Annotated in this window: 31 protein-coding genes; all 31 read left to right on the plus strand. The window is 64.0% G+C overall.

The window, feature by feature from the left end; translation table 11 throughout:
• The first annotated feature begins 235 nt into the window (after positions 1 to 235).
• Positions 236 to 454, plus strand: coding sequence for a hypothetical protein (locus Q7514_RS15695; protein ID WP_330134188.1), 219 nt, complete (start codon positions 236 to 238; stop codon positions 452 to 454).
• The gene (locus tag Q7514_RS15700) at positions 451 to 744 is read left to right on the plus strand and encodes an HNH endonuclease (RefSeq protein WP_330134189.1); all 294 of its coding nucleotides are present in this window, start codon (positions 451 to 453) and stop codon (positions 742 to 744) included. The genes Q7514_RS15695 and Q7514_RS15700 overlap by 4 nt, the downstream gene beginning before the upstream one ends.
• A gap of 109 nt (positions 745 to 853) precedes the next feature.
• On the plus strand, positions 854 to 1153 hold the full coding sequence (locus Q7514_RS15705) for a hypothetical protein (RefSeq protein ID WP_330134190.1): 300 nt from the start codon (positions 854 to 856) through the stop codon (positions 1151 to 1153).
• 55 nt (positions 1154 to 1208) lie between these two features.
• Positions 1209 to 2591 (plus strand): terminase large subunit domain-containing protein, encoded by a 1383-nt coding sequence (locus tag Q7514_RS15710; RefSeq protein ID WP_330134191.1) that lies wholly within the window; start codon positions 1209 to 1211, stop codon positions 2589 to 2591.
• Entirely contained in the window at positions 2588 to 4048 is a 1461-nt protein-coding gene (locus Q7514_RS15715; protein WP_330134192.1) for a phage portal protein, read from the plus strand. Before Q7514_RS15710 ends, Q7514_RS15715 begins: the two co-directional genes overlap by 4 nt.
• Positions 4032 to 4850, plus strand: a complete 819-nt coding sequence (locus Q7514_RS15720) for a VG15 protein (protein ID WP_330134193.1) — start codon at positions 4032 to 4034, stop codon at positions 4848 to 4850. Before Q7514_RS15715 ends, Q7514_RS15720 begins: the two co-directional genes overlap by 17 nt.
• Before the next feature lie 48 nt (positions 4851 to 4898).
• Entirely contained in the window at positions 4899 to 5393 is a 495-nt protein-coding gene (locus tag Q7514_RS15725; protein WP_330134194.1) for a hypothetical protein, read from the plus strand.
• A 21-nt stretch (positions 5394 to 5414) separates the two neighbouring features.
• A complete protein-coding gene (locus Q7514_RS15730) occupies positions 5415 to 6311 on the plus strand; it encodes a phage major capsid protein (RefSeq protein WP_330134195.1) in 897 nt (298 codons plus the stop codon).
• 1 nt (position 6312) lies between these two features.
• On the plus strand, positions 6313 to 6462 hold the full coding sequence (locus Q7514_RS15735) for a DUF7302 family protein (RefSeq protein WP_330134196.1): 150 nt from the start codon (positions 6313 to 6315) through the stop codon (positions 6460 to 6462).
• A gap of 10 nt (positions 6463 to 6472) precedes the next feature.
• Complete coding sequence (locus tag Q7514_RS15740; protein WP_330134197.1) at positions 6473 to 6931, plus strand: hypothetical protein; 459 nt, start codon at positions 6473 to 6475, stop codon at positions 6929 to 6931.
• A complete protein-coding gene (locus Q7514_RS15745; RefSeq protein WP_330134198.1) occupies positions 6931 to 7245 on the plus strand; it encodes a hypothetical protein in 315 nt (104 codons plus the stop codon). Before Q7514_RS15740 ends, Q7514_RS15745 begins: the two co-directional genes overlap by 1 nt.
• Before the next feature lie 5 nt (positions 7246 to 7250).
• Complete coding sequence (locus tag Q7514_RS15750; RefSeq protein ID WP_330134199.1) at positions 7251 to 7523, plus strand: hypothetical protein; 273 nt, start codon at positions 7251 to 7253, stop codon at positions 7521 to 7523.
• Entirely contained in the window at positions 7520 to 7921 is a 402-nt protein-coding gene (locus tag Q7514_RS15755) for a hypothetical protein (RefSeq protein WP_330134200.1), read from the plus strand. The genes Q7514_RS15750 and Q7514_RS15755 overlap by 4 nt, the downstream gene beginning before the upstream one ends.
• Positions 7922 to 8007: 86 nt before the next feature.
• Positions 8008 to 8562 (plus strand): hypothetical protein, encoded by a 555-nt coding sequence (locus tag Q7514_RS15760; RefSeq protein ID WP_330134201.1) that lies wholly within the window; start codon positions 8008 to 8010, stop codon positions 8560 to 8562.
• The gene (locus tag Q7514_RS15765; protein ID WP_330134203.1) at positions 8559 to 8738 is read left to right on the plus strand and encodes a hypothetical protein; all 180 of its coding nucleotides are present in this window, start codon (positions 8559 to 8561) and stop codon (positions 8736 to 8738) included. The genes Q7514_RS15760 and Q7514_RS15765 overlap by 4 nt, the downstream gene beginning before the upstream one ends.
• 94 nt (positions 8739 to 8832) lie before the next feature.
• On the plus strand, positions 8833 to 9171 hold the full coding sequence (locus Q7514_RS15770; RefSeq protein WP_330134204.1) for a hypothetical protein: 339 nt from the start codon (positions 8833 to 8835) through the stop codon (positions 9169 to 9171).
• Between the two features lie 137 nt (positions 9172 to 9308).
• Positions 9309 to 9572: a hypothetical protein gene (locus Q7514_RS15775; protein ID WP_330134205.1), complete on the plus strand. Its 264-nt coding sequence runs from the start codon at positions 9309 to 9311 to the stop codon at positions 9570 to 9572.
• Between the two features lie 3 nt (positions 9573 to 9575).
• Positions 9576 to 13889, plus strand: a complete 4314-nt coding sequence (locus Q7514_RS15780; RefSeq protein WP_330134206.1) for an aggregation-promoting factor C-terminal-like domain-containing protein — start codon at positions 9576 to 9578, stop codon at positions 13887 to 13889.
• The gene (locus Q7514_RS15785; protein WP_330134207.1) at positions 13890 to 14813 is read left to right on the plus strand and encodes a hypothetical protein; all 924 of its coding nucleotides are present in this window, start codon (positions 13890 to 13892) and stop codon (positions 14811 to 14813) included.
• Positions 14813 to 16495: a Gp37-like protein gene (locus Q7514_RS15790; RefSeq protein ID WP_330134208.1), complete on the plus strand. Its 1683-nt coding sequence runs from the start codon at positions 14813 to 14815 to the stop codon at positions 16493 to 16495. Before Q7514_RS15785 ends, Q7514_RS15790 begins: the two co-directional genes overlap by 1 nt.
• Positions 16496 to 16515: 20 nt before the next feature.
• Complete coding sequence (locus Q7514_RS15795; protein ID WP_330134209.1) at positions 16516 to 17109, plus strand: translation initiation factor IF-2 N-terminal domain-containing protein; 594 nt, start codon at positions 16516 to 16518, stop codon at positions 17107 to 17109.
• Complete coding sequence (locus Q7514_RS15800; protein ID WP_330134210.1) at positions 17106 to 17285, plus strand: hypothetical protein; 180 nt, start codon at positions 17106 to 17108, stop codon at positions 17283 to 17285. The genes Q7514_RS15795 and Q7514_RS15800 overlap by 4 nt, the downstream gene beginning before the upstream one ends.
• Positions 17285 to 18547, plus strand: a complete 1263-nt coding sequence (locus Q7514_RS15805) for a peptidoglycan recognition protein family protein (protein ID WP_330134211.1) — start codon at positions 17285 to 17287, stop codon at positions 18545 to 18547. Before Q7514_RS15800 ends, Q7514_RS15805 begins: the two co-directional genes overlap by 1 nt.
• Entirely contained in the window at positions 18547 to 18951 is a 405-nt protein-coding gene (locus Q7514_RS15810; RefSeq protein WP_330134212.1) for a hypothetical protein, read from the plus strand. Before Q7514_RS15805 ends, Q7514_RS15810 begins: the two co-directional genes overlap by 1 nt.
• Before the next feature lie 3 nt (positions 18952 to 18954).
• The gene (locus Q7514_RS15815; RefSeq protein WP_330134213.1) at positions 18955 to 19239 is read left to right on the plus strand and encodes a hypothetical protein; all 285 of its coding nucleotides are present in this window, start codon (positions 18955 to 18957) and stop codon (positions 19237 to 19239) included.
• A complete protein-coding gene (locus Q7514_RS33320) occupies positions 19236 to 19442 on the plus strand; it encodes a DUF7620 family protein (RefSeq protein ID WP_456239146.1) in 207 nt (68 codons plus the stop codon). The genes Q7514_RS15815 and Q7514_RS33320 overlap by 4 nt, the downstream gene beginning before the upstream one ends.
• A complete protein-coding gene (locus Q7514_RS15820) occupies positions 19439 to 19801 on the plus strand; it encodes a putative phage holin (RefSeq protein WP_330134214.1) in 363 nt (120 codons plus the stop codon). The genes Q7514_RS33320 and Q7514_RS15820 overlap by 4 nt, the downstream gene beginning before the upstream one ends.
• Positions 19798 to 20985, plus strand: coding sequence for a fibronectin type III domain-containing protein (locus Q7514_RS15825; protein WP_330134215.1), 1188 nt, complete (start codon positions 19798 to 19800; stop codon positions 20983 to 20985). Before Q7514_RS15820 ends, Q7514_RS15825 begins: the two co-directional genes overlap by 4 nt.
• A gap of 18 nt (positions 20986 to 21003) precedes the next feature.
• Positions 21004 to 21438, plus strand: coding sequence for a hypothetical protein (locus Q7514_RS15830; RefSeq protein ID WP_330134216.1), 435 nt, complete (start codon positions 21004 to 21006; stop codon positions 21436 to 21438).
• Positions 21438 to 21938 (plus strand): hypothetical protein, encoded by a 501-nt coding sequence (locus Q7514_RS15835; protein WP_330134217.1) that lies wholly within the window; start codon positions 21438 to 21440, stop codon positions 21936 to 21938. The genes Q7514_RS15830 and Q7514_RS15835 overlap by 1 nt, the downstream gene beginning before the upstream one ends.
• A 12-nt stretch (positions 21939 to 21950) precedes the next feature.
• A complete protein-coding gene (locus Q7514_RS15840; RefSeq protein ID WP_330134218.1) occupies positions 21951 to 22877 on the plus strand; it encodes a LamG-like jellyroll fold domain-containing protein in 927 nt (308 codons plus the stop codon).

The following is a 22877-nucleotide window of genomic DNA, read 5'->3' on the forward strand; positions in this document are numbered from 1 at the left end:
TTGATATGCTCACGCGGAGCGCGACTGTCCACCCCCCGGACGGTCGCGTTTCGTGTACATCGGGCACCCACCAAAGCCGACCATGACTGCCGGCCCAGTGGGGCGGCCACGCGATCCCGCTTCCCCCCAGCGACCGCGCGGCCGCAGCCCGACCTACCTCCACAGGAGAAACCATTGGCGCTCAAACCATGGCTCACCTGGATCCTCCACACACTCAACATCCGGAGGTAAAACCATGCTGCACCCCAGCATCGAAGCCCGCCTCCGCGACCTCCGAAACCAACTCCGCACCGCACGCTTCGCAGGCGACGACCCACGCATCACCATCATCGAACGAGCCATCGACCGCGAACTCGACCGCGCCAACGGATGCACAGACCACGACACGCGCATGGACAAACGACGACACAAAAACGCTGACCGACACGAGAAAAACCTCGGACTCGACCAGTGACACGACCAACCCGCAACACCACCACCCGAGACAAACACCGCAGCTACCTACGCCGCACCAAACCCCCATGCGCACTCTGCAACCAACCGATCGACTACAGCCTCCACTACCGCAACCCCATGGCCTACGTCGTCGACCACATCATCCCCATCGCACGAGGCGGCGAAGACAGCCTCGACAACATCCAGGCCGCGCACCGCTCCTGCAACGAGTCCAAAGGCGCCAAGCTCCACGAGGAACTGGCCGCTGCCGCCGCGCCCCGCACCTACGTCACCGCCCGAACCTGGTGACCCCAGGGGGAGGTGACCCTGGGGGTGGCGGACTTGCCACCTCCGGCATACGCAGCCGCCCCCTCCGACGTTTCCCCCCACCCCCACCACCCCCGCGAGAGGAGGCCTCATGGCAGCGAAACGCCTCCGCGCGGTCGCCCCGAACGAGACGCCGGCCCGGCCGCCGCGCAAGAAGTCGGTATCCCAAGCTGCAGCGAACGGCACTCATCGTGAACTGCTCGTTGCTCTGCGGGATCGGGTGGCGAAGAGCGTGGAGAACCTCGACACTCCCCCGCGTGATCTGGCGGCACTGACACGCAGGTTGCAGGACATCGCGGATGAGATCGCGGCGATCGACCTCGCGGAGAGCGAGGAGAAGTCGGTGGTGGCGAACAGTGACGACGAAGAGTGGGACTCCTCGGCTATCTGACGTTGCCCGGCATGTGATTTCGCCGAAGAAGATCACGTCGACCGGGTGGCCGGCAGTGCGCGATACGTGCTCCCGGCTCGGTTGGGGATTCGACGGTTGGCAGGACGGCGCGGGCCGCCTGATCCTGGCGAAACGTAAGGACGGCCTGTACGCCGCTGATCAGATCCTCGTGTCTATCCCGCGTCAGGTCGGAAAGACGTACCTGTTCGGTGCGATCGTGTTCGCACTGTGCCTGCTGTTCCCGAACCTCACGGTGATCTGGACGGCGCACCGGGTGAAGACGGCGAAGGAAACGTTCGGGTCGATGTCGGGGATGGCGGCACAGCCTCGGGTGGCTCCGCACATCTCGAACGTGGTGCGTGCGCGTGGCGATGAGGCGATCCAGTTTGCGAACGGCTCGCGGATCCTTTTCGGTGCACGCGAGCAGGGTTTCGGTCGTGGTTTCACGAAGGTCGACATCCTCGTTTTCGACGAGGCGCAGATCCTGACGGAGTCCGCACTCGAGGACATGATCGCAGCACAGAACGTCGCTGAAAATCCGCTGACGATTCTGACGGGCACGCCGCCGCGGCCGAAGGATCCGGGTGAGGTGTTCACCCTCGCGCGGCAAGAGGCCTTGGACGGCGAGACGGACGAGACGCTGTACATCGAACTCTCGGCCGATCGCGGTGGTGATCTGAACGATCGGGAGCAGTGGCGTAAGGCGAACCCGAGTTTCCCGCACCGCACTTCGGAGCGGGCGATGCTGCGCATGAAGAAGAACCTGTCCGATGACTCGTTCCGCCGCGAAGCGTTGGGTGTGTGGGATGAGTCGTTGCGGCACAAGGCTGCGTTCGGTCGTGCGCAGTGGGACGCAATGTCCGATGTCGGACCGGAGGATGGGGTGCGGCCGCACGCGCTGGCGGTGGACATGTCCGCCGATGGTGAGATCTCGGTGCACGCCTGCTGGATCGAGGGTGAGTCCGCGCATGTCGAGGAGGTGTGGGCTGGTGTCGATTCTCAGGCTGCACTGTCGTGGATCGCGGGACGTACACGACGTCGTACTCCGGTGATGGTGTACGGGACTTCTCCGGCGGCCGCGCTGATCCCCCAGTTGCGTGCGCGGAAGGTGATGGTCAATCAGGCCACGCGCGGTGACATGGCGAAGGCGTGTGGGTTGCTGATGAACCGCAGCAAGGCGGGGACGTTGACTCACGGAAATCAAGGCGCGGTGTTTGACGCGATGGTTGTTGCGCGTCGCGTCGGTATCGGTACTGCTGGTGGTTGGGGTTGGGATTTGAGCGATGAGACGTTGAACATCTCCCCGATTGTGAGCATGACGTTCGCGTTGTTGGCGGCGACGGTGACGAAGAAGGTTCCGAGTGCTGGCCGGTCTGGTCGTTCGAGTGCGGGTCGCGTTTCGCGGTCGAGTCGAGGTAGGGAGGCGGTGGTGATATGACCGAGCGGAAGATCTACCTCCCCGATGTCGAAGACGACGAGAACGATCTTCTGAACCATCTCCTCGATGAGCTCGCGAGGAAGAGCCCACGGAATCGTCTGCGTGCCACGTACTACGACGGTAAGCGGATGGCGCGGCAGATCACGTCGGTGATACCTCCAACGTACTACCGGCTCGGGATCACTCTCGGCTGGACAGCGAAGGCTGTCGACGATCTCGCACGGATCTGCAACCTCGATGGCTTTGTGTGGCCGGACGGCGACCTCGATTCGCTGGGTGTGAAAGAGGTATGGGAGGACAACTTCTTCGGAGCGGAGATGAACTCCGCTGCTGTGTCCTCTCTGATTCACGGCGTCTCGTTCCTTGTGAACACCGATGGCGTGGGTAACGAGCCGGGGTCACTGATTCACGTGAAGGACGCGTTGTCGGCCACGGGAGATTGGAACCGTCGCAGACGGCGCCTGGACAACCTCCTGTCGATCACAGATCGCGACGCGGAGGGGCACCCGTCGTCCCTGGCTCTCTACCTGGATGGCAAGACGATCACGGCAGAACGTGATGCTGGCAAGTGGTCAGTGGATCTGCAGGAGCATTCGTGGGGTGTACCCGCAGAGGCCCTGGTCTACAAGTATAGGGTCGGCCGCGAGTTCGGATCATCCCGAATCTCCCGACCACTGATGTCGCTGCAGGACCTTGCGGTCCGGTCGGTGATCCGACTTGAGGGTCACGCGGACGTGTACTCCTTCCCTGAACTGTGGATGCTCGGCGCAGATGAGTCGATATTCAAGAACGCTGACGGTTCACAGAAGGCGTCATGGCAGGTGATGCTCGGCCGCATCAAGGGCATCCCGGACGACGACGAGGCGGATAACCCGCGCGCGCAGGTACAGCAGTTCGCTGCACAGTCCCCGGCGCCAGGGATCGACATGCTGAAGCAGTGGGCGAATCTGTTCGCCGGAGAGGCACATCTTCCAGTGACCGCGCTCGGTGTGCAGGCCGAGACGAACACGACGACGATCGACGGATCAGACAACGCGAAGGACCGTCTCGTCGCGGAAGCCGAGGGCGCTACCGACGATTGGTCGCCTGCGGTGCGGCGCACGATGATGCGCGCGCTGGCGATCGCGAACGAACTCGATGAGGTTCCGGATGAGTGGCGGACGTTGACGACGAAGTGGCGCAATCCGCGCTACATGTCGCGGGCCGCGCAGGCGGATGCCGGGTCGAAGCAGCTCGGCACCGTGCCGTGGCTCGCCGAGACTGAGGTCGGACTCGAACTGCTGGGCCTGGATGAGGTTCAGATCAAGCGGGCGATGGCTGAGAAGCGTCGCTCGGGCGTGTCTCAGTTGGCGTCCGCGTTGGTAGCGCAGCGCGCCCAGCAGGTCGCACCGGCGACGGCTCCACCTCAGGGTGAGGTGGTCGCCCCCGAGGCGGTGAACGATGACGTCGCCGAGTGAGCAGTACCAGCTGATGCAGGAGCTGGCGCGGCTCGCCGGCGTCGACTTGGCCGCATTGTGGGAGTTGGCTCTTCTCGAGGACGATCCGTTCGCGTTCGTTCTCGATCTGTACCCGGAGATCGCGGCGCAGTACGCGACGATCGCCGCTGAGATGTCGGCGGTGTGGTACGAGGAGCAGGCACCGGAGCTGGACTTCACTGCCACCCCTGCGGCACTGCCGGCGCTTGCTGTGTACCGCGAGAACGCGGCGTGGGCTCTCGGGTCCGGGCTCGGTCTCGACGATCAGGAGGCGGCTCTCGCGAAGCTGACAGGTGCGCTGCAGAAGGGTGTGTGGGACGCGGACCGAGAGACGATGACGCAGAACGCGGAGTCGGAGGGTGGTGCACGGTGGGTGCGTGAGGCGGGGCCTTCGTCGTGCCCGTTCTGCAAGATGCTATCCACCCGCGCGGTCACGACCGGAACCTACTACTCGTCGAAGGCAGCCGCCGGATCGGTGGTTGGCCGCGGCAAGGAGATGTCTGCGTCGGATCGTCGTGCCCGCGCGCGCGGTGAGACCCGATCGTCGGGACGGTTCATCGCGAAGGGCACACGGCCACGTGGGTCGCGGGCGCTCGGGAAGTCATACCACGACAACTGCGATTGCCGCGTCGTCCCGGTCCGCCCGGGGCGCGAATACAACCCACCCGATCATGTTCTCCGATTCGAGCAGGAGTACATCGACGCCTCACGCGCCGTGCCCGGGGCTGGCGCAGGGAACGTGAAGGACATCATGGCCGCTTGGCGGCAGCTCGAAACCCAATAGACCTCCCTGGCCGAAACGGTTGGGGCCTACCCGAAACGGGGGATCCGCATGTCCGAGCAGAACGCCGAGGCAACCGAAACGGGCGCTGAGGGAACAGAACAGCAGTCGCAGCAGCCGGAGTCACAGGACCTTCCTTCCGATCACCCTCTGGTGAAGACTCTGGCGGCGCAGAAGGCGACGATCAAGGAGTTGAAGTCGAAGGCGTCGCGCCTCGACGAACTCGAGGAAGCGCAGAAGTCGGAAGCCGAAAAGGCCGCCGACCGTATCGCGAAGGCGGAATCGGAGGCGGCGAGTGTACCGGCGAAGGTGTCGGACGCACTGAAGGCTCATCTCGTGGCGCTCCACAATATCGACGCCGACGACGCCGAACTGTTCCTGACGGCGAACGACCCGGAGATCCTGCTCAAGCAGGTCACTCGGCTCGTCGAATCGTCGGGCAAGCGGCAGAAGAAAAACCACGTGCCCCGTGAGGGCAACAATCCGAATTCTGGCCCCGAAACAGACGAGCGCGAATTCGTGCGCGGACTGTTCGGCGGCGAGTAACTCCCCCAGGAGGGAAGCAGCATGGCAACGTTCGGTTCAGGAGATCTGAAGAACCTCCCCCGTAACATCGCTGACGGTCTCGTCAAGGACACCGTCACCGGTTCCACTGTCGCAGCGTTGTCGGGTCGCACCCCGATGCGTTTCGGCAACACCGACATCATCACGTTCAACGACAGCCCGAAGGCAGAGTTCGTCGGTGAGGGTGCGCAGAAGTCGCACACGACCGGTTCGTTCGGGTTCGTGACCGCCACGCCGAAGAAGGCTCAGGTCACGATGCGATTCAACGAGGAAGTGCAGTGGGCTGATGAGGACTACCAGCTCGGTGTCCTCAGCGAACTCGCGAACGCGGGCTCGGTAGCACTGTCGCGCGCGCTGGATCTGGGCCTGTACTACCGGATCAATCCGCTCACCGGTACCGCGATCACCGGGTGGACCAACTACCTGAACTCCACCACGAAGCGCGTGGAGATCGGAACGGCCGGCGCCGACATCGACGTCGAGACCGCGGTCGGTCTCCTGCTCGCCGACCAGAAGTCCGTGAACGGTATGGCGCTCGATCCGTCGTACGCGTGGACCCTTGCGACCGCCCGGTACACGGACGGACGCAAGAAGTTCCCCGATCTCGGCTTCGGTACGAGCATCAGCAACTTCCAGGGCATCAACGCGTCGGTGTCGAACACCGTCTCGGCGCAGCCGGAAGCGGCCGACAACAACATCAAGGCGATCGTCGGCGACTTCGCCGCCGGTATCCGCTGGGGTGTGCAGCGCGACATTCCACTCGAGGTCATCCGCTTCGGTGACCCCGACGGCCAGGGCGACCTTAAGCGCAGCAACCAGATCGCGCTGCGCCTGGAAATCGTCTACGGCTGGTACGTCTTCGCTGACCGCTTCGCCGTGATCGAGGATGCGGCGGCCTGATATGCCTCGTCTGAAGAACAAGGTCACGGGCGCGGTGGTGACCGTCGACGACGCTCTCGCGGAGAAGTTGAGCCGCGACTGGGAGCCCGCCGACGCGAAGCCCGCCCGCAGGACGACACGCAAGAAGGTCGCTGATCCCGACGAGGAGTAGGAGGTGACCCATGGCCGCTGTCACGATCACGGTCGACGACCTCCTTCCCTTCGCCCCGAACATCGACGAAGCCAAGGCTGAAGCCATGATCGAGGATGCACTCGCGCTCGCAGCAGTGATCGCACCGTGCATCCTCGATCCAGCATTCGAGAATCCAGGAGCCGCGAAGGCAATCCTCCGCGGCGCAGTCCTCCGCTGGAACGAATCCGGCACCGGCGCGATCGTGTCACAGGCTGCGGGCCCGTTCTCGCAGACCGTAGACACATCGAACCCACGAAAGTCGCTGTTCTGGCCATCGGAGATCGAGCAACTGCAGAAACTGTGCAGCCTCAAGTCGGGCGCGTTCGCGGTCGACACGATTCCCGGCGGCGGGATCGTTCACGCCGACATCTGCTCGTTGAACTTTGGTGCCACGTACTGCTCATGCGGAGCGTGGCTCACCGGTGGCGAGCCGCTGTGGGAGGAGTGATGGAAACCATCACTCGCCTTCGCACAGGTGGCGGCTGGGATGAAAACGGCGACCCGATCGTCGTTGACACACCCGAACTCACCCTCACCCCGATAGCGATCGCTCCTGGCGCCACGAACGAAGTGGACGCTGTCGGGCGTGACGGGGAACAGGTGGAGTTCACGGTGTTCCTCGAACACGGGGCGGATGTCGTCGACGGCGACGAACTCGTGATCCGTGGACGCACGTTCCGGGCGCGCGTGCGCGTGTGGAAGCCGCAGTGGGATCCCACATTCGGCGGCATGGAAGTCGTTGCAACCTCGAGAGTGGGGTGATCGGTATGGCTACTCCTCCGCGGCCCGGTCGGGTTCGCCTGAATCATGCGGGTATCGCGAAGCTGTTGAAGTCTGCTGAGTTCCGTGAGATGACGAACCGTGAGGCTCGCGCGCTCGGGCAGGCGGCGGGCGGCTCGTCGAAGGGCGTGAAGGTCGACGAGTACACGACGGACCGGTCTGCTGCGTCGGTGAAGGTTCCGGCGGCGCGGCAGGCGAAGTCCGGTGCACTCACTCGTGCCGCGGCACAGCGCGGACTGCAGGTCAGGCAGAAGCCGTGACGGGGCCGATCCGGGTTCCGGACGATACAGCGTCGGCTGTCCGGGACTTCCTGAAACAGGAGATTCCCGGCCGCACCTCGTTGGCGCCGTCGGTCGCGCTCGCTTTGCCGTCGTCCTGGTCGACGAAGAGTCCACCCGCTGTGGTCGTGTTCGACGACGGCGGACCGTCGGAGTGGCCGATCCTCACCGAACCACGCATCCGCGTCACGGTGTGGGCATCGGGTCGTACGGATGCGCGTGAGCTGGCGGCATTATGTGTCGGCCTGCTGATGTCGCTGGACGTCCCGGACGTGGCTCACGTCCGGGACCCTTCCTCGATCCTTGATGCTCGCGACGACAACGGCGGCGTCATGGCGTCGTTCACGGTGGCGGTCAAGTCCCGCACCGTTGTTGTCTGAATCCATCTATCCGCCCCTTCTCGGGGTGGGCCATCGAACCCGCACAGTTCGAAGCTTTCAATCCAACCCGAGAAGGGGATTTCGTCATGGCTCGTTCGCCTGAGAACGTCAATATCTGGCAGGACGCCCGCGTGTGGCTGTCTCTCGCCGCCGCCCGTCCGACACTTCCGCTGACTGCTGACGAGGCGGTCACGGAAACCGACTTCCTCACAGGCTGGGGTGAGTTCGGCATCCTCGACGGAGAGGCCGGTTTCGGCGAGGAACGCTCGTTCGATGAGACCGAGCACTTCGGTTGGGGTATCGGCCTGATCAAGATCGGCACCCGGAACTTCAAGCTGAACCGAACGCTGTCCGCGCTCGAGGACAACGACGCCACCCGCGCGGTCGTGTGGCCCGGTTCGACGGCGACGAAGCTGATGATGCCGAAGCCCGTGAATGCGTGGCTCGGTTTCGAGACCACCTCCGATCTCGGCAACGTGGAGCGCTTGTTCACGGTCCTGCCGTCGCGTCTGACGGTGCCGGCGAACAACCGCAACGAGTCGGACATCACCCGCGCCGAGATCACCGCGAACATCTTCGGCAAGCCGGTCGGTGGCGACATCGAGGTGTTCGATCGGCAGGCGTCCGCGGTGACGCCGTGATCGAGGTCCAGTTCACGAAGGACCACGGCCGATTCTCCAAGGGGGAACGCCGTTGGTACGACGACAACTCGGCAGAACACCTCGTGAAATCGAAGGTGGCGCGCCGGGTGAATCACACAGATTCCCCCGAGGTGGAGACGGCCGAAGTAGTGACGGCCGAAGCACCGGAGGAATGAAACGTCAGGGGCGCGGTATTGCCGTGCGGGTTCGCCGCGCCCCTGACTCCCCCCTCAAGTAACCCGCATGCACCCCGGAAGGAACCCGCACACCATGACTACTCCCCGCACCCGCAAGACGAACGCACCGGCGATGGACAACGCACCGGAGCCGCAGGACCACAAGTCGCCCGCGCAGCGTGAAGCCGAAGCAGCCGAGTTCATCAGCATCGAGCATGCCGGCCGCACCTTCGAGATCATCGCCGACCAGGACGACTGGCCTCTTCTCGCGATCCAGGCGTTCTCGAAGAACCTCGGCATCGACGCGATCGAGCATCTGCTCGGCCCGCGCCAGTGGGGGATGTACCTGTCGACGAACCCCACCCGTCGTGACTTCAACGTGTTCAGCGACAAGATCGCCGAAGAGTTCGGGTTCGGTACGACGGGAAACTGACCAGCCTCTACCGGCTTCTCGACGAGCACGCAGACCTCGTAGAGGCGGACCTACGCCGCGTCTACGGGGTCCGCTACTCGGACCGGTGGAGATTCGACCTCGATGGCACCCGGAAGCTCACACTCCGTGAGATTTGGGTGTACATCCAAGACCTTCCGGGTGACTCCCGAATCGTCAAGCAGTACAACGACGGCCGCCCACGTTGGGATGACGAACAGTTCCTCCTGGCCGATCTGATTCATGTGATGTCCGGCAAGCCGCATCCCGCTCGGCCGAAGCCGAAGAAGGGCGTCGATCGCCGTGAGACGCCGCGGCGCGCACAGATCAGACGCAAGCGGATCGCAGAGAAGCGCCGCCGAGCAATGGCGCGCAATGCGGAAATCTCAACAGAAGAGGGGTAGCCCGTGACTGAGGTAGTTGGATACGCGTCACTTCAGGTGATCCCTGTACTCCAGGGACTGCAGGGCAATCTCCAGCAGATGATGCGGCCGCTGCTGAATCAGTCGCAGCAGCTCGGCGTCCAGGTCGGCAACAACATAGCCAGCGGTGTCCAGGGCGCCGAGGGTAAGGTCCGGCAAGCATCGCAGCGAATGAAGCAGGCCCGCGAAGATGAGGCTGATGCAGCCGGACGCGCGCGCGTCGCAGAGGCGGAACTCAACGAAACGCGAGCTCGCGGAGACGCGACAGCATCCCAACTGATCCGTGCCGAGGAGAACCTGCGGCAGGCTCAGCGTGACGCAGAGCAGGCAACACGTCGGCGTGAACAGTCCGTCGACGATCTGTCTCGCGCGCAGTCCGATCTGGCGAACTCGACCGACGACGTCGACGAGTCCACCGATCAGGCGGCGGGTGGGTTCGGTCGCTTCGGGGAGGCTGCGTCCGGTGCCGCGGGGAAGGTGGCCGGCCTCGCGACCGCGGTCGTCGGTATCGGTTCGGCGATCGAGCTGGGGATGCAGGGCATCGAGAACCAGCAGATCACCAACAAGCTTGCCGCCCAGATGGGGGCGACCGGTGACCTCGCTGCCGAGTATGGAGTGAAGGCGGGCACCCTGTACCGTGCCGGGTTCGGTGAGTCGATGGAGGAGGCCGCCGACACGATCGGCATGGTCGCGTCGGCATTCACCACAGCCGGGTTCGAGGGCGAAAAGTCGATGGAGGAGATCTCCCAGAGCGCCCTCAACTTCTCCACGATCTTCGACCAGGATGTCGGAACTTCAATCCAGACCGCGTCCCTGCTCGTGACGAATGGGCTGGCGAAGGATTCGACCGAGGCGTTCGACCTGATGACCGCGTCGTTCCAGCGTGTCCCCGCGGCGATGCGTGAGGAGTTGCCGGAGATCCTGCAGGAGTATGGAACCAACTTCCGTGCACTCGGGTTGAACGGCGAGGAGTCGTTCTCACTGCTCGTCTCGGCCGCGGAGCAGGGCAAGTTTGCGCTCGACAAGACCGGTGATGCGCTGAAGGAATTCACGATCCGCGGTTCCGATATGTCGACTGCGTCGACTGATGCGTTCAAGGCCCTCGGTCTCGACGCGACCCAGATGGCAACACAGATCGCAGCGGGCGGCGAAGGCGCGAAGGATGCGCTGCAGTCGACCGCTCAAGCGTTGCTCGGCATGGAGGATCCAGCCGAACGCGCGAACACCGCGATCGCCTTGTTCGGGACTCCGCTCGAGGATCTCTCGGTCGACCAGATCCCCGCGTTCCTGGAAGGGCTCACGGGCGCCGGCGAGAACATGGCCGGATTCGCGGGCTCCGCTGAGGAGGCCGGTAACACGCTGAACTCTGGTGTGGGTGTGGCGTTCGAGACGTTCAAACGTCAGATCACCGGCGAGTTGCTCGATGGATTGAACACGATGGCGTCGTTCCTGATGCGCAACGCTGACACGCTCAAGACTGTCGGTCTGGTGCTGGCCCCTGTCGTCGCGGGTATCGCGACGTACGCGGCGGTGACGAAGACGATCACGATCGCGCAGGCGGCGTGGACCGCGGTGACGCAGGCGGGTACTGCGGCGCAGTGGGCGATGAACATTGCGATGAAGGCGAACCCTGTGGGGCTCATCATCGCCGGTGTTGTCGCTCTCGGCGCTGCGCTGGTGCTCGCGTATCAGAAGTCTGAGACGTTCCGGAATATCGTGCAGGGCGCCTGGGAGGGCATCAAGAACGCTGCCTCGGCCGCGTGGGACAACGTGCTCAAGCCGACCATCGATTGGATCGTCGGCGCGTTCCAGTGGGTCGGCGACAAGGCTGTCTGGCTGTGGAACTCGGCGCTCGTTCCGGCATTCAATGGGATCACGACTGCGGTCGGCTGGTTGGGCGACAAGGCGAACTGGCTGTGGACGTCGGTGATCTCACCGGTGTTCAACTTCATCAGCACTGCAGCTCGCGTGCTGATGGCGGTGATTTCCACTGCGCTGGTCGTGCCGTTCATGCTTGCGTGGGATGCGATCTCCGCAGCTGTGACGTGGGCGTGGGACTCGGTTATCTCGCCGTACTGGGAAATGATGAAGGCAGGTCTCGGCCTGCTCGGTGACGCGTTCCGGTGGGCATACGAATCAGTGATCAAGCCGGTATGGGATGCCCTCGGCGCGGCGATCTCGTGGGTGTGGAACTCGGTGATCTCGCCTACATGGGATGCACTCAAGGCCGGTTTGGTCCTTGTGCAGGACGCGTTCTCGTGGGCATGGAACAACGTCATCAAACCGACGTGGGATGCGCTGGGCGCAGGTATTTCCTGGGTATGGAACAGTGTCGTCTCCCCGGTGTGGGAATCCTTGAAGGCCGGTCTCGTGCTGGTGCAGGACGCGTTTTCCTGGGCGTGGAACAACGTCATCAAACCGGTCTGGGACGCACTCGGTGCTGGCATCAAATGGGTGTGGGACAACGTCGTCTCTCCGGTGTGGGAGTCGTTCAAGTCCGGGCTCTCGACACTGCAGTCGTCGTTCGAGACTGCGGTCGGGTTCATCGGTCAGGTGTGGGATCGCATCAAGTCGATCGTCGCCGCGCCGGTGCGGTTCGTGGTGGAGACCGTCTACAACAACGGTATCCGTGAGGCCTGGAACAAGGTCGCAGGGTTCCTTAATCTCGAGGAGCTCGCGCCGGTCGATCTCGGATTGCTCGGCGCCTACGCATCAGGTGGTGTTATCCCCGGCTACACGCCCGGGCGCGACACCGGCCTGATCGCCGTCGGCGGCGGTGAAGCTGTGATGCGTCCGGAGTGGACGAAGGCGATGGGTTCCGACTACGTGGACGGTGCCAACGCGGCTGCCCGCATGGGTGGTGTGCAGGGCGTCAAGAAGTTCATGGGCGCATTCGCCAACGGCGGCATCGTCGAGTCGATCGTCGGGCTGGTCAATCAGCACTTCCCCGGCATGACGATCACCTCCACCTACCGCAACAGCAACGACCACCACGGTGCCGGAAAGGCCGTCGACTTCTCTGACGGCACCGACTCGACGCCCGGCATGCAGGCTGCAGCCCAATGGTTCTACGAGAACTACGGTGGCAGCCTGCTCGAGCTGATCCACTCCCCGTTCGGGAACAACGTCAAGGACGGATCGAACGTCGGCGACGGGTTCGGGTTCTACGGGGCGGACACGATGGCGGCGCACCGTAACCACGTGCACGTCGCTGCCCCGTTCGCTCTCGACCCGTCGATCGCAGGACAGATGGACCCGTCGATCTGGGATCGCATCAAGGGTGCCGCGTCGTCGGCGATGCAGTCGCTCCGGTCGGTTGTGGCCCGTTTGTTCGACGGCGTGATGGACCCGATCGGCAACGCGATCCCGTCGTTCGGGGATTCGCAGATCGGGCAGCTACCGAAGCTCGCGTTCGACAAGTTCCGCACCTCGGTGCGTGACTGGATTCTCGGGCAGGCCGACCAGAAGGGCGGCGTGTCCGGCGGATCGTTCGATGTCGCACCGGGGTCCGGTCCGATCGTCGATCAGGTTCGGGAAGCGTTCACCGCGTACGGCTGGGGCGAAGGCGCCCAGTGGGATGCAGCGAACTGGATCATCGGTAAGGAATCGTCCTGGAACCCGACCGCACGCAACCCCGACTCGGGGGCATTCGGTCTGTTCCAGTTCCTCGGCGGCACGAAGGATCAATACCTGCCGGACGAGAACCCCAACCCGAAGATCCAAGGCGACGCGGGCGCCCGCTACATCCGGGACCGGTACGGCGACCCCCTGTCCGCCAAGGCGTTCTGGGAACAGAACGGCTGGTACGACCAGGGTGGTTTGGCGTCCGGTGTCGGGCTGATGCTCAAGAACGTCGTTCAGCCGGAACGTGTGTTGTCGCCGGAGATGACGAAGCACTTCGAGCGTCTCGTCGACGTCCTCGAGAAGCCGGAGTTCGTCGACGCCTTGAAGACGGTGGCGCCCGCGCAATCGGATCCCACCGCAGCCTCAGCGGGCGAAGCGTTCCCGGGCGCAGGAAACACGACACCGACGATCGGAGGTACCGGGGTGGAAGACACCTATACCTCCGACGACGACAAGTGGGCCGAGTGGCAGAAGAACGCGAATGAGCGGTTCACGAACGCCGGACAGGCGTTCGTCGAAGGACAACTCGAAGGCATGCCGTTCGGTAATCACCTGCGCGCCATGAGGGATCGAGGTTCTCAGATCAACGTGATCGTGCAGGACATGTACGAGGCGATCGAGAAGATCCGCCAGGAGGAACGCCGGAAGACGGTCGCGTCGGGAAGTAGGTTCTAGATGGGCGCTCTCGTCGAACTGTTCGGTGTCGACGGGTCGCATCACCCACTGTCAGGGGACGGTGTCCAGAACATCTATCTGGGCACCTCCCCTCAGGGGTTGTACGACTCGCCGGTGGAAACGTCCTACAAGTCGGGTGCGTTCGAGATCGGCGGCAAACTCACCAAGGTCACCCGCCGGTACCGGAACCTGATGTTGCCGATCGGGTCGTACGCGCACTCGCCTGACGAGTGGGCTGAGGCTGATTCGCAGGTGCGGAAGGCGTTCGACTACGAACTGGATCCGTGGGATCCGGACGCGACCCCGGCGATCATCCGCATCACCACGGACCGGTCCGGGCCGCGTGAGCTGGGTGTGTTCATGTCCGAGTCTCCGGTGATGGAGATGGAGACAGATCCGTGGGATTACGAGCATTCCCTGTTGCCGGTGATGCTGATTGCTCCGGAGCCGGATTGGCAGGCGCCGGCCGACGTGTCGGAGGTGACGTTCACCGGCACGTCCGGGGAGCAATTCGTCACTGTGTCCAATCCGACTCCGCTGCCGATGATGCACACGTGGATCATCGCGGGCCGCGGCACGGTTGCACTACCCGATCATTCGTGGACGGGACCGAAGTATGCGCGCGTCCCCGGGGTCGATCTGGCATCGGGGAAGGATCACTCGGAGCGGATGCTCACCATCGAGGTGCTCGCTTCTGATGGTGGTGGGATCACCGCCGAGGTGGATCGCATGAAGATCCCGTTCCGCAATGTCGTGAATTCGATGCGGCCGACCGCGGCGATGCGCGGCAACCGGCTGCTGTACAAGATCCCGCCGTACACGCCACCGACGCAGCTTCCTGTGTGGGTGACTGGTGCACTGCCGGGATTGAAGGTGTCGTGCATTCAGCCACGGTTGTGGCCTCGTCCTTGGGGTGGTGAATAGTGACTGCACCTGTTCTCGATCGGCCTCTGTCCGATGAGTGTGCCGCGATCTGGCAGGCGACACTCGACCAGGAGCGACGCGAGAAAATCGCACGCCTGCAACCACCACTGGTGCGTGTGTGGGATGGCGCGTGGAATTGGCAGGGCGAGATCGCCGCCGAATATCAGGGCACGTTCGGGTGGGTGTCCAACGACACCGGCGCCGGGGAAATCGAGCTGCCATTCGACCACTACGTCGCCCGCTGGATCTGGGATGAACGCGGCCGCATGGAGCGCGGCGAATACCGCAACGTGCACATCACCATAGACAAGGACGGTGCCCGCTGGGGTGGCCGCCTCGAAGACGTCGCGGTCGACAAACGGTCGGACGGCTCGATCGTTCTGATCGTCCGATTCCTGCACGACTACGAAAACCTGAAGTGGTATCAGGTCCCGCCGAACCCGTTCCTGCCGATCAACCTGATCCAGTTCCCGCGCGTGTTCATGCTCGCCGGTGGTGCCCGCTGGGCTCTGCTGACGACACTGTTCTTCCAGATCATGCGCGAGCAAACCTCGCTGTGGCAGTTCCCCGACGATCCGCTGGCGTCCAGTGGGAGCGGCCCCAACCAGTCGAACTGGTCGGTGGTCGTCAAGCCGCACTCGTTCATGGACGACATGAACGACGGGATCCTGTGGGCGTTCGTCGCCTCACGGTTCCAGACGTGGCATGACATCGCGAAGCCGATCCTCGAGGACGCCGAGCTGTCGGTCGTGTGCCGGCGTTATCTCGAAGGTGACGAAGCTCCGTGGCCGGGCGCGAACCTGCGGCACGGCTGCCTCGTCGTCGACATCGTCGACAAGTCCGGCTACTACATGGGCACCTCCAACGGTGGCACCATCTGGGATGGTTTGCGGCAGACGGTCGCGAACTTCGCATCCGACTTCATCGACACCACCGAATCGCTGATCAACGACACCGACATTCCGTCGGAGTACTACCAGGCGAACTGGATGGGCACGATGAAGCGCCTCCCGGTGGTGATCTACCCCGAGGGCGACGAGACGGGCATTCAGACATCGCGGTTCACCAGGATCCCGACGAAGGGTATTCAGGTCAACGCGGGTGGTAAGTCGATGCCCGGTGTGAACGAGTTGATCTCGGCGGCGATCCAAACCGTGGGTGACCTGACCGCGATGATTCCGTTCGCGCCCCCCATAGGCGGGGCTTTGGACGCGGTGCTTCAGCCCCTGTACAGCGACACCATATTGGCCTGGCATTCGATCAAGAGTGTTCAGCGAGCGAACAATTCGGGATGGTCTCGGTATTACGAGTACTTCCAGGACGGCGCCAACCGCGCCTACACCCTCAGCTCACTGATGGTGTTGCGCACCGGATTCTGGGCCACCCGAGGACGGTTCGCGCACGAACTCACTGTCGTCGACGGCGCACCCTGGCTGATCGGTGACAACGGGCAAGGCCACTTCTTCCTCGACGACCGTATCGGCGCCACCATCGCCGGTGACTGGACCGGACAGGTTCACGTCGACCGGGTCCGTGAGTTGACGTTGTCGTGGAACCGCGACAGTGCCGCCGAATGGATGCCGGTGATCGGTGACCGGTCTGCACTGAAAGACCCCGCTGAACGCGCCATGGAGAAGATCGAGCACATGCTGTCGATGATCTCTGCTCTCGGCGTGTTCTGAGCAATCAGGAGAACCCGCACATGGCTGTACCCGTTGGTGAGCTACCGACTCGCGACAACTGCGACCTGGACGATCCGGAGGAGATATTCCTGTGGATGCTGGTCGCGATCCCTGGCATGAAGGGAGCTCCGTTCCCGTTCCCGATCGAGTATCTGCGGGAGGTGTCGAGGCGCCTGTATGACTGTGGCGCCCGGCTCACGGCCGAGCAGACGGTCTGGTATCACCCGCCGCAGGCCGGGGACATCTCGCCGATGTTCGCGGCCGGTGAGTGGAAGGACACCCCGCCGGATCATGAACGCCCGGACATCGACATCACGAAGCTGTCGAAGGTGATGCAGGACGAGATCCGGCGGCAGGCGCTCGAACTCGAAGGTGAACCGGCACCGAACATGTCGCCGGTGCAGATCGTCGACGAACCGCGGTGGCCGGATTCGATGCGCGTGCACGAGCTCGCGAAGCGGATCAACGCAACCTCGAAGGAGGTGATCGCGGTGGCGCAAGAGATCGGGCTGACGGTGAAGGGCGCGTCGTCGAATGTTCCGGGTGATCGGTGCGCGGCGATCCGCGATCAGGTGCGCATCAAACGGGCGATGGCGTATCGGAGGGCCCCGTGATGTCGCCGGACATGATGCTCGTCGACGAGGTCGCGGAGCAGTTGGGTGTGACGGTCGGGGTGATTCTCGGCGCGTGCGCGGCACTCGGCATCGATGCGACCGACGGTGTGCACCACTCGTACTTCGAGTCGATCCGCCAAGTGGTCCTGCAATGGAACCGTGAAGGGAGGCTGTGATGGCACCGAAACGGGACGAGTACGCACGTGAGATTCTGCGCGCTGGCCGCGACATGGGGATCCAGCCGAAGGGCATCGTCATCGCCTTCGCAACCGTGTCGGTCGAATGTGACTGGTACATGTACGCCAACCGCGGCGACCCACAGTCGCTGAACTTCCCGCACGAGCGTGTCGGATCGGATGCGAACTCGGTCGGCCTGTTTCAGCAGCGCGCCCCGTGGTGGGGCACCGTCGCGCAGCGGATGAGCCCGTACGAGTCCGCGAAGATGTTCTTCGCTGAACTGGACAAGCTCAACTACCTCGACTCCTCGCGGAGCCCCGGCTGGTACGCGCAGGCGGTCCAGAAGTCCGCCTACCCGGATCGCTACGACCAGCGGATGGGTGAGGCGCAGCAACTCTACGACCGGATCGCAGGACAGCAGACTTCCTCTCCGGTTCCCCCTCGACAGGAGGTGCACACCGTGGGTGACCCCATCTGGCTCGCCGACGTACTCCGCGCTGCGGGACTCAAATGCGACATCTACCCAGGCGCATTCAACCGCGGCAAGGGCGACTTCGGGGAAATCTGGGGCGTCATGTGGCACCACACCGGTGCCCCCGCCGGCTCCGCGCCGGGACCGCGCGCGATCGCCGAGCACCCCACGCTCGGACTCGCTTCACAGCTGCACCTGGACCGCAACGGCAAGTTCACGCTGTGCGGTGTCGGCATCGCGTGGCACGCCGGTGTCGGCTCCTACCCGGGCCTGCCGACGAACGACGCGAACCGGCTCATGATCGGTATCGAGGCGGAGAACTCCGGCACCGAAGGTTGGTCGCCTGCGCAGTACGGCGCGTACGTGCGCGGCACCGCCGCGATCCTCCGCAAGCTCGGACGTGACAGTTCACGCGTGCTCGGCCACAAGGACTGGGCGGGCAAGGCACAAGGCAAGTGGGATCCGGGCGGCATCGACATGGATTCGGCCCGCCGCGACGTCCAGCAGCACATCAATCATCAAGGCTCGGAAGGACTGTTCGACATGCTGCCTCAGCACGAGCAAGAAGAGATGCGAGACAAGATCCGTGATCTGTGGAACTTCCTGATCGACCCGAAGCCCTCACTCGTCGACGGCAAGCCGTTCTCGGCGGCGTCCCTCCTGTTCACTGCGGACCGGCATTCGTTCACGGCGGCGTCGCGCACGGCGAAGCTACTGGACCTGTCCGAGGCTGAGAGCGACAAGCTCGATGAGGTCCTCGCCATCCTCAAGGGAAAGGCGGGCAACTGATGTTGTCGAGTCCCGAGTTTCGTAAGTGGGCGTATGTCGCCCAGGTCGTGATTGGTGCCGCGCTTGTCGCGTTGGTTGCTGGCGGTCTGGTCACGCAGGAGTTCAGCGACACCCTGACCGCAGCGGTCGGCGGCGTGCTCGGTCTCGTGCTCGCCGGTGGTGGCGAGCTGGCCCGTCGGAATGTGAGCAACGCCCCGGCGAAGATCACCAAACTCGATGTTCAGGAGATCAAGGACGCGCTCACGGAGCGCGCCCGAACGGCAGCCGAACCTGTGATGGCTCAGGCGACGCCGGTCGTCGATCACTTCAATCGCGCGATCTCGCACGCCGAAGAAGAACGCTTGAGCGTCCAGGACATCCGAGAACGTCTCCGCGCAGAGGCCGACCGATACCTCGGACGGTAGAGCATGGAATCCGTGGCGGGCATCGCCGTCGCCGACCTCGGACTCTCCGGACTCCTCGCGCTCACGGTCCTACTCATCCTCGGCGGCGGCCTGGTCCCCAGGCGGCAGTACCGATCAGCGCTCGCAGAGAAGGACCAGCAAATTGCCGAGCATCGTGCGGACAAGGTGGCGCAGCGACAGATCATCGACGAGCAGGCAATGCAGATTTCCCTGCTCATTCCGAAGATCGAACTGTCGGTGCACATCGCTGACGCCCTCAAGAAACTCGGAGAAGGGGAGGGTTCGTGAGGTGGTTTCGGAGGAAGCATCCCGACTCGACCGAAGTGCAACGGGCCCGGGCGGAACGGATGGTCACCGAGCAGGAACTCGAGGATGTGCGGGCGGATCGAGAGTATGTCGAGCACTTGGCGGACCGCGCCGAAAAAGCTCTGAGAGTCAATGGGTTTGGTGCGTCGGCTACGGCCGCGATGAGACGAAGGAGGCACGCGTGAGGCACCTCATTCTCGCCGCAGTCGCGTTGGCGTGTGCTGCGGTTGTGCTGCTGTTTGGTGCTGAGACCGAGGCTCGCATCCTTCTCACGTCGATGACGGTTCTGGCCGCGGTGTTCGTGGTGCGGTACGCGTTGGTGTCGGATTGGCGCGCCACGACAGGTGGACGGTCCCTGATGTATGTGGCTGGCTCGCTGGTGCTGATCGGGTCACAGCTGATCTCCGTGTGGTGGTTCGGTGACTACACGGGCCGCAACGAAGTGAGGTCAGCGACCGTGTCGATCCTCGTACTCGCGTTGACCCATCGACTGATCGCATTGATTGCGCAGCAGCGAGCCGACAAGATAGGTGAGGGTCGATGACTGCCCCGAATCAGTCCAGTCCTGATGGTTCGCTGGGGATCGGTGATTTCGCGTCGTGGCAGGCAATGACCGAAGCCGACGCCAAAAACAAAATGAAGATCCCACTGAGCGCCTGGAACACCGCGCAGCAGAACATCGGTGGCACCTACGCCCGCGGCGACTACACCCACCGCGAAGTGGTGCGCCTCGACAACCGCATCGACGAGATCGTCGTCGGCACCGAAAAAGGTCAGATCGCGACATTCTCCACTTCCGATGTGTGGGTCAAACCTCCGGGCGCGACCCGTGTGATCGTCGACGTTCTCGCTTCCTCCTCGGGTGGTGGCCGATCGAACAACGGCGGCAACGGTGGCGCATATCGCGGCGGCACCGGTGGATACTCCGGCGGCTGGACGAAACTCGAGTTCAACCCGGAAGATCTTCCGGATGAAGTCGAGGTGATCCTCGGCGGCCCGGGCGCCGGAGCGACATCCGACGGATCCCGAGGCAGCGCCGGAGGTGATGCCGCGTTCGGTGTGCTGGCCGTCGCCACCGGTGGCCAACCGGCTGGCTACGGAACCGGCAACAACACCTTCAGCATGCGCGGCGGCACCGGCGGATCGAACGGCAACGGCGGCACCGCAGGATCCGCGGGCAGCTTCGACCCGGGCGGCAAGGGCAGCCCGGACGGTAGCGGCGGCCGCGGTGAGAACGGATTCAGCGTCGGCGCCGGCAAGGTCGGCGCAGGATCTGGCGGCGGCGGAGGCGGCCAGGGCGCCGTCCTCGGCGGCAATGGTGGTCGAGGCGGTGACGGTGGCTGGCCGCAAGGCCCCGGAGGTGGAGGCGGCGCGTACATCTCGTTCGGGTTCGCTGGCAACGGCGGCATCGGTGCGAGCGGCGCGGTCTATGTCACCACCATCATCAACACTGCTGTCACCGTCCCGTTCCCGCCGTCCGATGTGCTGGTGTCGAACATCTCGTCCACGTCGGCGATCGTCACATGGGCAGCACCCACACTCGGTGTCCCACCGGTGAGCTACGAGATTTCAGCCAACGGTGACCTGGCCGGTACATCGCCGACCACAGGCTTCAACCTCACCAACCTGACACCGTCCACGCCTTACGCGGTGCGGGTCCGTTCGGTGGATGCCGACGGGCAACGCTCGAACTTCTCGATGCAAGCCGTGTTCACCACTACCGCATAGAAGGAGCGTCGACCTGCGATGCCCACAGCCGAAATTGTTGCAGAGATCCCCGACGTGTATGCGGGGCCGGCGACGTTGTATCGAGTCGATCCGCCGGTCGATGGATCGAATCATCTGATCGTGTATCACCAGCCGCCGATGTACGGGCAGAAGGGGAAGGTGTGTGTCCTCGTCTCCGACGAGTACGGAGTGGCCAGTGACATGCGGCAACGCGATGGTTCGTACACCACCGATGAACCGAACCATCACCTGGCGCTGCAGCTCGCGGGCGGATACGTGCTGATCGAATCGGAGGCGACACCTGCTTTGTCTCCGTTCAACCCTGCCGATCGCACCGTCGCCGAGGTGAACGACTACCTCGACCATTCAGATCCGGCCGAACAGGTGCGGGTCCTCGAGGCTGAGCGTAACGGCAAAGCCCGCAAAGGCATTCTCGGAGAGGACGTAACCTGATGCCCACCATTACAGGCTCGGTGGAGGATGTGGCCGGGCGGCCCGCCACCGGCACTCTACGAGTCCGCGCACTCGCAGTACGACGCAACGCCGGCGCTGACGCGGTCGTCGACGAACGTACCTACGACATTCCCGTTGTCGCCGGTGTCATCACCGGCAGTCCCGTCGTCGACCCCGGGCCCGTACAGATCTCCCTGTCGACGGGTGGCCGATTCCGGTCGTGGGAAGCGATGGTCCCGTCCGGTACATCGGTGGACTTGTGGGATCTGATCGAGTCCGTCGTCACTCCCCCGCCGTCGGCAACGTATTTCAAGATGCCGCCGGGTGGCGCTGATGGGCAGGTGCTCGCCAAGTCGGGGGGAGCACTCGCCTGGACGGACCCACCGACCGGAGGCGGTGGCGGGTCGCTGGTGGAGGATCCGCCCGGCTCCGGTCTCTTCTCCCCATCGTCGGCGGGCCTGACCGAGGACCCGAACAATCCCGGCCTGTACCTGATCTGATTGGAGGCCATCGTGGCCAAGAAATTGATTTCGTTCGACGATGCGGCCTCCTCCGGCACCGGTCTCCCGGACGCGGTAGAAACGGTCCTACACAACACTTATGTGCGGCCTACCGACTCCGTGATCACCGGCAAGATCGACGAGGACGAGGCCGATCTCCGGTACGCCCCTGCCTCCCTGGCGAACAAGATCCTCATCTCCAGCGTCGACCCGGGCGCGGTCCCCGACGGAACGATCTGGGTGCAGCCGACGATCACCGAGTCTGTCCTCGACACGCTCTCGGGCCTCTCCGCCCGCTGGAAGCCCGATGCCCTCACCGCAGGGAACGGCAGCGAGGTCACCTCGTTCGCCCCCACTGTCGGCGCCTGGACCAGTCCACTCGTTGCCTCCTCCGGAGTGGCACCGACGCTCGCCCACTCCGCACTCAACGGCCGCAAGGTGCTCTCGTTCAACGGCACGAACCAGTACATGGACCTCGACCACGAGGACATCACCGGACCGTCGACGATCTTCATCGTGTGCGACCTGCAGACCGCGGGCAGTGCCGGTGGACGGGCTGTCGCCTCCATGACGTCGGGAAGCTTCCGGTCGATCCGACTCTCCTCGAACGGAACCACCGGCGGGATGCTCTCCTCCGGATCGGCACCGAACAGCATCTACGACTCGTGGACCTCGACCTCAGGGTGGCGGATCATCGCCGCAGTGTTCGACGGCGCATCCTCGGCGCTGTACCGGCACAAGCGCACACCGATCACAGGCACCACCAACATCGTGAACCAGGCAGACCTGCGCCTCGGGCGCGGACCCGCCGCGTCGAGTGAATACAGCCGCATCGACATCGCGGATCTCGCGATCGTCAACCGTGCCTGTACCGACACCGAAGTGAAGGACGTTCTCGAGGAACTCGCCGACCTCTACGGCCAAACCCTGGGGGCCTGA

Source organism: Rhodococcus artemisiae (assembly GCF_036327795.1).
Taxonomy (GTDB): domain Bacteria; phylum Actinomycetota; class Actinomycetes; order Mycobacteriales; family Mycobacteriaceae; genus Rhodococcus; species Rhodococcus artemisiae.

What these genes read in the sequence shown, in the direction of transcription:
- Q7514_RS15695 (WP_330134188.1), top strand. Translation starts at nt 236, where the DNA reads ATGCTGCACCCCAGCATCGAAGCCCGCCTCCGCGACCTCCGAAACCAA.
- Q7514_RS15705 (WP_330134190.1), top strand. Translation starts at nt 854, where the DNA reads ATGGCAGCGAAACGCCTCCGCGCGGTCGCCCCGAACGAGACGCCGGCC.
- Q7514_RS15715 (WP_330134192.1), top strand. Translation starts at nt 2,588, where the DNA reads ATGACCGAGCGGAAGATCTACCTCCCCGATGTCGAAGACGACGAGAAC.
- Q7514_RS15720 (WP_330134193.1), top strand. Translation starts at nt 4,032, where the DNA reads ATGACGTCGCCGAGTGAGCAGTACCAGCTGATGCAGGAGCTGGCGCGG.
- Q7514_RS15725 (WP_330134194.1), top strand. Translation starts at nt 4,899, where the DNA reads ATGTCCGAGCAGAACGCCGAGGCAACCGAAACGGGCGCTGAGGGAACA.
- Q7514_RS15730 (WP_330134195.1), top strand. Translation starts at nt 5,415, where the DNA reads ATGGCAACGTTCGGTTCAGGAGATCTGAAGAACCTCCCCCGTAACATC.
- Q7514_RS15735 (WP_330134196.1), top strand. Translation starts at nt 6,313, where the DNA reads ATGCCTCGTCTGAAGAACAAGGTCACGGGCGCGGTGGTGACCGTCGAC.
- Q7514_RS15740 (WP_330134197.1), top strand. Translation starts at nt 6,473, where the DNA reads ATGGCCGCTGTCACGATCACGGTCGACGACCTCCTTCCCTTCGCCCCG.
- Q7514_RS15745 (WP_330134198.1), top strand. Translation starts at nt 6,931, where the DNA reads ATGGAAACCATCACTCGCCTTCGCACAGGTGGCGGCTGGGATGAAAAC.
- Q7514_RS15750 (WP_330134199.1), top strand. Translation starts at nt 7,251, where the DNA reads ATGGCTACTCCTCCGCGGCCCGGTCGGGTTCGCCTGAATCATGCGGGT.
- Q7514_RS15760 (WP_330134201.1), top strand. Translation starts at nt 8,008, where the DNA reads ATGGCTCGTTCGCCTGAGAACGTCAATATCTGGCAGGACGCCCGCGTG.
- Q7514_RS15770 (WP_330134204.1), top strand. Translation starts at nt 8,833, where the DNA reads ATGACTACTCCCCGCACCCGCAAGACGAACGCACCGGCGATGGACAAC.
- Q7514_RS15785 (WP_330134207.1), top strand. Translation starts at nt 13,890, where the DNA reads ATGGGCGCTCTCGTCGAACTGTTCGGTGTCGACGGGTCGCATCACCCA.
- Q7514_RS15795 (WP_330134209.1), top strand. Translation starts at nt 16,516, where the DNA reads ATGGCTGTACCCGTTGGTGAGCTACCGACTCGCGACAACTGCGACCTG.
- Q7514_RS15805 (WP_330134211.1), top strand. Translation starts at nt 17,285, where the DNA reads ATGGCACCGAAACGGGACGAGTACGCACGTGAGATTCTGCGCGCTGGC.
- Q7514_RS15810 (WP_330134212.1), top strand. Translation starts at nt 18,547, where the DNA reads ATGTTGTCGAGTCCCGAGTTTCGTAAGTGGGCGTATGTCGCCCAGGTC.
- Q7514_RS15815 (WP_330134213.1), top strand. Translation starts at nt 18,955, where the DNA reads ATGGAATCCGTGGCGGGCATCGCCGTCGCCGACCTCGGACTCTCCGGA.
- Q7514_RS15825 (WP_330134215.1), top strand. Translation starts at nt 19,798, where the DNA reads ATGACTGCCCCGAATCAGTCCAGTCCTGATGGTTCGCTGGGGATCGGT.
- Q7514_RS15830 (WP_330134216.1), top strand. Translation starts at nt 21,004, where the DNA reads ATGCCCACAGCCGAAATTGTTGCAGAGATCCCCGACGTGTATGCGGGG.
- Q7514_RS15835 (WP_330134217.1), top strand. Translation starts at nt 21,438, where the DNA reads ATGCCCACCATTACAGGCTCGGTGGAGGATGTGGCCGGGCGGCCCGCC.